This is a genomic window from Ignavibacteria bacterium, from assembly GCA_025612375.1.
GTDB lineage: Bacteria > Bacteroidota > Ignavibacteria > Ignavibacteriales > SURF-24 > JAAXKN01.
The window spans coordinates 1-5,632 of record JAAXKN010000049.1; the positions used below are offsets into that span (position 1 = coordinate 1).

Genomic DNA, 5,632 nt, shown 5'->3' on the forward strand with positions numbered 1-5,632 from the left:
AAACTTTCTGCGTAAAAAGGACGCCCTGCGTGTAAGCGTTCGACGTTCTACGTTCTACGTTCGACGGAAAGAAAGGTCCGGCGTCCGACGGGAAGACAGGTTCGACGGGATGATAAGACGTGGAGACTCCCCTGTCCTCACTTTTTAATTTTTAATTTTTAATTGATTCTGTTGCTTTACGTCACAGCTTTTTACGGAGGGACTCTGAGGGGTAATGCTTGTAAAGAAAAAGCTTTGCTTTTTAATGATTTATTTGCAAACTTACTCTTGCCGGCAGTTGATTGGTGTAAATAAAGTGTTAAGTTTTGTAAAGTCACTTCTTTGTTTTTAAGCCTGATATTCATTTTCTATTTGCAACCTCTAACTAAATAGGAGCTGATATGAAAGGTTTCGTATTGCTCTACAGATCTGTTACACGGGATGAAATATGGACTTCTGAACCCGTCGTTAACAGGGCTATGGCTTTTATTGACCTGCTGCTTCTGGCTTCACATAATGCCAGAACACTCAGACTCAGAAATACTAAAATCCACGTGGAACCGGGCGACGTCCCTTACTCCAGCCGCTTCCTTGCTAAAAGATGGAAAACCAGCCGCTTCTTTGTGGATAAATTCCTTAAATACCTCTCCCAAAGGGGAAGCGTAAAGGTTATTCCGGGTAAAAATACCCCGGTTATAAGATTCGTAAACTGGGATAAATACCAGATACAGCCTCACCTGAAAAGGCTTACGCTGAAATCTGACCATCTGAAATCTGCCGGTTCCAGGCCTCCGGTGTGCCCTAAGTCACAGCCACCCGAAGGGCCTGTTTCACAGCCACCTGAAAACCTTCAATATGAGCCTAAAACTAAGGAAAACAGGGCTTTTACTGAAAACCTTCAGCCACCTGAAAGCCGAAATCCCGGCCGTAATCAACAATGTATTAATACAATCAACAATTATATAAAAGAAAATATACAGAGCCCTGATGAATCAGGACTCTGTGCGCTCCTTCTTAAAAAAATGACTGAGAACTATGCGCCGCGCAGAATACCGCAGTTTAATAAATGGCAGAAAGAGATTTCATACATGTTGAATGAAGGCATCCCATTTGAAAAGATCTCGCGCGTAATTGAATTTTCTCAAAATACCGACTTCTGGAAATCAAGAATCCGTTCGGCCTCTTCACTCAACTTTAACTTCGAAACGCTCGCCATGCAGATGACGGCAGCCGAAAAGAAAAATCAAAATCTCCAATTAAATTCACCGAGGATACTCCTATGAAAGACGAAATTTGCCTCCGGCTTGAAGCGGAAGTCCTTAACACAATCCTTACCGATAAACACAGCTTCATCAGCGCTGCCGCTATTAACGCCCCCTCTGGAATTTTTTCCGGGGAGGAACACAGGATCATTTATTCGCAGGCTATGGATTATTTCTTTGAAACGGGACTTGCTCCTACCTTCGACAAGCTTTACGACAGGCTTTTTATTCAGGGCAGCCACCACGAGCTCCGCGATTATTTCCTCAACGTCATTCAGCAGGCGAGCATTAACCGCCATACGGGCAATATTATTAAACGCCTTACGGAAATAAAAATTGAAAGAGAAATCAGGAACTGCTTTAAGAATACACACGAATCAGGACTCGATTTTGCAAATAAACTCATTGAAGATTTTAACTTAATCCTTCAGGAGAATATCGGCGGCTGTATTAAGGAAATAAGAAACATCGACGTGGCCGAGGAGGTCTTAAAGGAACTTCATGATGGACTTAAAGGGGTTAACGCACAGTATATACCCACACTCATACCTAACCTGGACAGGCAGATTACAGGCATTCCTAAAAACCAGGTAACCATAATTGCCGCAAGACCGGGAATGGGGAAAACAGACCTTATGCTTCAGCTGATGAGGAATTTCATGCGGCAGGGACTGAAACCCGGCATATTCAGCCTCGAGATGGACGCAAAAAGCCTTCTTATACGCAACTTATCGGAAGCGGCAAATATCAATACACTTACAATCGATGGCCGGGAATTGAACCAGGAGGAAATCAATATGCTCATTCAGGCTGCAAAAAAATACAGCCTCGATGACTACATTGTTGACGACACTCCGCGACAGAACCCGGAGAGCATTAAGGCTAAGATCAACTACTGGCGCTTGAGGCATAAAGTTGACGTTATTATAATCGACTACCTGACCTTAATCCAAACCCGCTACCAGAAGCAGCGCTACGACCTTGAAATTGGAGAACTGGTAAAGGACCTGCGGTCATTGGCAAAGCAGACGGGCGTCCCCATTGTTATCTTAAGCCAGCTGAACCGCGATTCCGAAAAGAGAATTTCTCACAGGCCGCAGCTGGGGGACCTCCGGGAGTCGGGTTCAATTGAGCAGGAAGCCCATCTCGTGCTTCTGCTCTACCGCCCCGCCGAGTACGGTGTAAATCCATTTGAAGGGAGCAATTATTTGTATTACGATAATCAGGGCAGTCCCCTTAAGGCCGAAGAGTACATGGAAATTGTCATAGCCAAGGCGCGCAGCGGCCGGACGGGCGTTGTTCCCGTGCAGTATGTTCCATCAATTCACCACATTGAAGGCGCCAGATGCGTGAAGGTTTAGCGCTTCGCATGTCCGGGATGAATAAAAAAAAGGAGCATCAATTCCGCAGGTTAGCTTTGCTAACGAGATGAGTCTAATTGATAGACCACTCCAACGGTAAAGGATGCTCCGGAACTAAAATACAACGTTATTATTTTTTATGCAAATTGTTTTTCCGGCAACGTTAATCCACAAGCGCGGAGGCAAAGCGGACTCCAACGGCTTTGGCCGATATTACTGCCTGCGTTGTTGGAACAACAAGCTTCTGATGCGCTATGGCGTCTTCAATCTTAACGCTCGTTATTTCACTTCCTTTTAATGCAACCATGCGCCCAAACTTTTTCTTCGAGGCAAGCTCAATTGCATATGTGCCGAACTTGGTCGAAAGTATCCTGTCGTATGGAGTCGGGCTGCCGCCTCTCTGCAGGTGGCCCAAAACGGTCACTCTTGTTTCAAGTCCCGTTGCATCAGAAATGTTCTTTGCCACCAGCTCGCCTATTCCACCTAACTGCAGGGGATCTGTACGTTTTTTGTCCGTTGCTCTTACAACCATCTGCCCGTCCTCGGGCTTTGCGCCTTCGGCAACGCATACAATACTGAAGCGCTTGCCCATCATGTCGCGCCTTATAACGTGGTCATAAACCTTCTGCCACGAAAACGGGAATTCGGGCAATAATATAATATCGGCTCCGCCGGCAAGGCCTCCGTTAAGGGCAATCCATCCGGCATAACGCCCCATTACTTCAACTACCATCACCCTGTGATGCGATGAGGCCGTGGTGTGAAGGCGGTCAATTGCCTCCGAGACCACATATACTGCCGAATCGTGTCCGAATGTCTGGTCCGTCGCCTCCAGGTCGTTGTCAATTGTCTTCGGAACGCCCACAATGTTCATTCCCATCTTGCTCAGTTTGCTGCAGATGTTCATCGTGCCGTCGCCGCCAATTGCAATAAGCGCGTCCAGGTTCCAGCCCTGGTAATTCCTTAATGCAGCTTTGGATTTATCTGTAATTATAATTTCACCGTTTACTTCTTCCGGCCAGTGGAACGGGTCGCCCTTGTTCGATGAGCCAAGTATCGTTCCGCCTGTAGTCAGAATGCCCGATACGTCCCTGTTATACAACTGGCGTGCCTTTCCCTGCACAAGTCCTTCAAATCCGTCCTCAATGCCGAATACCTCCATGCCGTAGTCATGCGCCGGCTTGGATACCCCCCTAATTACGGCGTTAAGCCCGGGGCAGTCACCGCCTCCGGTCAGAATGCCTATTCTTTTTATGCCTGATTTCGATTTCATTTTTACCCGATTAAGTTCTAAAATTGTCCTATAAATATAGGCGCAATAGTTCAAAGTTCAAAGTTCGAAGTTGAGGGGAAGATAGGAATGACAAGGTGTAGGGGTATCCTTGTCCTTACTTTTTAATTTTTAATTTTTAATTGCCTTCATCCTGTGTAGGTGAAGAATTCTTCGCCGTTATCCTTGGTGTGTATAAGAAGCATTCTTGCCCGCACAAGCTTTACAAGCGTGCGCGATGCCCGCCTTTCGGAAATGTTTGCCAGGCGGCTTAAGAGCTTTACGTTAATGGTTTCATTCTTATCCAGGTAATCAAAAACTATTTTTTCGCTGCTTCCAACAACGTATTTTACGAGCTCCGTCTTCTGCGCGTCGGCTCTCAGTATACGCACCATCTCCTTGCTTGCAAGCATGCTCTTGTCGTTTACGCGCACGTAAACCTGCGCTTTTGTAATGTCTAATTCAGGAAGGTAATCCTGCAGGCGGTGCGGCTTTTCATCCGATTCAGGTATCTCCGCCACAACAATTTCCTTGTTGTTAAGATCGATATACTCCAGGCTGAACTTTACCGGCGGCTCGCAGTACTGCGACGCGGCTTCTTTTATCAGCTCAGCCTCCCCTTTTTCACTCTGCACGCCGACGACGGTCTTATCGTCGTCGATCCCGAAAATCATGTATCCGCCCTTTGTGTTTGCAAAGGCAATCATTTCCTTTGCAATCTTTTCGTGCGAAGAAAATCTCAGCTTGAATTCGCAGTGGAGATTTTCGCCCTCTTCAATCAGCTGTAATAACTCTTTGCGTCGCATAAATCCTTAAACCCTCAAAACAGATCCCGGCACCTTTTCTGCCCTCCGGGAAAAATCAATTCCTATATAAATAACAACTAAAACCGGTATAGAATTCAATTAAGGTTAAAAATTTGCCTTACGGCAGAATAACGTCGTTATACCTTCCGCGTATTAGCGAGGCACGGTGCAGTACATATGGTGAATTGTCTGTAGGCTTGTGTTCTAACGGCGAAGGGATTACAGCGGCAAGCCGGGCGCATTCGTTTACCGTAAGCGCTCCGGGCTCTTTGTCAAAATATACGCGCGAGGCCTCTTTAATTCCGAATATGCCGTCGCCAAACTCTATGGCGTTTGCATAATTTTCAAGCAGGGCTTCTTTACTAACTTCCTTTTCCATTCTGACTGTTATCATCAGCTCCTTGGCTTTGCGGAACAAATTCTTGTCCGTCCTTAAGAAAAGATTTTTTGCAAGCTGCATTGTTATTGTGCTTCCGCCCCTGGCAATTCTTTTCCTGCGCTTGTTCACCTTCATCGAGTGCTCCAGCTCTTCCCAGTCTATGCCCTTATGCGTGAAGAACTTTCCGTCTTCCATAGAAACAACCGATTTCAGGAAGTTGGGACTTATCTCGTCAAGAGATGCCCAGGACTGCCGGGGGTAATAGACCATAAAGTGCTCCATCGCCCTTTGTTCCATTACGGAGGATATCCTGAAATGGCTGTATTCAATAAGGGGAATTTCAAAAGAAGGGATGCACATATACATTACAAATAATACGTACAGAACCCCGAAAATGAATTTCCTTTCCTGAAGTTTCGGGATGGCCTTTTTGTATAATTCCCCAAGCTCATTTTCCGGAAACTGCATCTTACCTGTCGTCTCTTACCCTGGAATTCTTTTTCTTAGGAGCGCTGTTTACATTCGCAGAATCCTTTGGCTCAGTCTTTGTGCCTGCTGAATCCTTTATGGCGCCG

The 5,632-nt window shown here is 46.0% G+C and carries 5 protein-coding genes; 2 read left to right on the forward strand and 3 right to left on the reverse strand.

Going from position 1 to position 5,632, the window contains the following annotated elements; translation table 11 throughout:
* Positions 1-380: 380 nt before the first annotated feature.
* Positions 381-1,262: an Rrf2 family transcriptional regulator gene (locus HF312_19080; protein MCU7522328.1), complete on the forward strand. Its 882-nt coding sequence runs from the start codon at positions 381-383 to the stop codon at positions 1,260-1,262.
* Entirely contained in the window at positions 1,259-2,602 is a 1,344-nt protein-coding gene (locus HF312_19085; GenBank protein MCU7522329.1) for an AAA family ATPase, read from the forward strand. The genes HF312_19080 and HF312_19085 overlap by 4 nt, the downstream gene beginning before the upstream one ends.
* A gap of 163 nt (positions 2,603-2,765) precedes the next feature.
* Here HF312_19085 and HF312_19090 read toward each other — a convergent pair whose 3' ends face one another.
* The 3 genes from HF312_19090 to mtgA form a co-directional block, all read right to left on the reverse strand.
* A complete protein-coding gene (locus HF312_19090; GenBank protein MCU7522330.1) occupies positions 2,766-3,857 on the reverse strand; it encodes an ATP-dependent 6-phosphofructokinase in 1,092 nt (363 codons plus the stop codon).
* 164 nt (positions 3,858-4,021) lie between these two features.
* On the reverse strand, positions 4,022-4,678 hold the full coding sequence (locus HF312_19095) for an ATP-binding protein (protein MCU7522331.1): 657 nt from the start codon (positions 4,676-4,678) through the stop codon (positions 4,022-4,024).
* A 118-nt stretch (positions 4,679-4,796) separates the two neighbouring features.
* Positions 4,797-5,525 (reverse strand): monofunctional biosynthetic peptidoglycan transglycosylase, encoded by a 729-nt coding sequence (gene mtgA, locus HF312_19100; protein ID MCU7522332.1) that lies wholly within the window; start codon positions 5,523-5,525, stop codon positions 4,797-4,799.
* Between the last annotated feature and the right edge of the window lie 107 nt (positions 5,526-5,632).

Bases quoted from the DNA above. Each gene is read 5' to 3' on its own strand.
- mtgA (MCU7522332.1), bottom strand. From the start codon at position 5,525: ATGCAGTTTCCGGAAAATGAGCTTGGGGAATTATACAAAAAGGCCATC.
- HF312_19095 (MCU7522331.1), bottom strand. From the start codon at position 4,678: ATGCGACGCAAAGAGTTATTACAGCTGATTGAAGAGGGCGAAAATCTC.
- HF312_19080 (MCU7522328.1), top strand. From the start codon at position 381: ATGAAAGGTTTCGTATTGCTCTACAGATCTGTTACACGGGATGAAATA.
- HF312_19085 (MCU7522329.1), top strand. From the start codon at position 1,259: ATGAAAGACGAAATTTGCCTCCGGCTTGAAGCGGAAGTCCTTAACACA.